This window comes from Synechococcus sp. R6-10, from assembly GCF_047461815.1.
In the GTDB taxonomy this organism is placed as follows: Bacteria; Cyanobacteriota; Cyanobacteriia; order Thermostichales; family Thermostichaceae; genus Thermostichus.
The window spans coordinates 1-756 of record NZ_JANSHW010000543.1 but is presented as its reverse complement, the minus strand read 5'-3'; the positions used below and the strand labels follow the sequence as shown (position 1 = coordinate 756).

The window sequence follows — 756 nt, the reverse complement described above, 5'->3', positions numbered from 1 at the left end:
AAGATGGACTGGATCATCTCCTTCTCTTGCTCTTCGATGACGCCCTGCTCTTCGCCCGCTTCGACCAGCACGCGCAGTTCCTCCTCGCTCACGACGGGCGCGAGGCGCATCATCTGGATGCCGAACAGTTTCAGCACGGCGCGCGTGACGGCGTTCACCAGCACAATCGGCAGCCAGAAGATGCGGTCGAACACGGTGATAGGCACGATGACCGCCAGCGCGACGCGCTCGGCGTGCGTGATGGCGATGCTGCGCGGCACGGTCTCGCCGATGACCACATTCGCAAACGCGGTCAGAATCGCCACCAGCGCGACGCTGAAGCCGTACAGGTTCACCCCGATGGCGGTCTCGATGGGGCGCAGGAGCGCGTGCAACGGTTCGGCGAGGTTTGTTGCGGCGACCGCCGACGCCAGAAACGCCACGATGTTCAGCCCCACTTGCACGGTGGACAAAAAGCGCGACGGCTCGCTCTTGAACGCCGCTAAGTACGGCGCGAGGCGGTGCTTCTGGTCGGTGAGCATCCGCACCCAACTGTGGCGGATGGAGGTCAGCGCGCTCTCCGCCATCGAGAAGAACGCGCTCAACAGCAGCAGCACGAGAATCACCAGCAGGCTGGTGGTGGGGGTCAAGCCTTGCGCTGCGGCTGGGGCGTTTGCGCCGTCCGCCTGTCCGTAGGTCGCCCACAGCATCCCCAGCGCGGCGACGGCGAGTATCAGTCCGATTCGCGGGGCGTTCGTTCTACGGCGACTGTTCGGG

General features: G+C 65.1%; 1 protein-coding gene. It reads right to left on the bottom strand.

The features are described 5' to 3' along the window. Positions 1-629 (bottom strand): CNNM domain-containing protein (locus tag NW837_RS13480; RefSeq protein WP_414332135.1); only part of this gene is annotated, 629 nt, incomplete at its 3' end. Between the last annotated feature and the right edge of the window lie 127 nt (positions 630-756).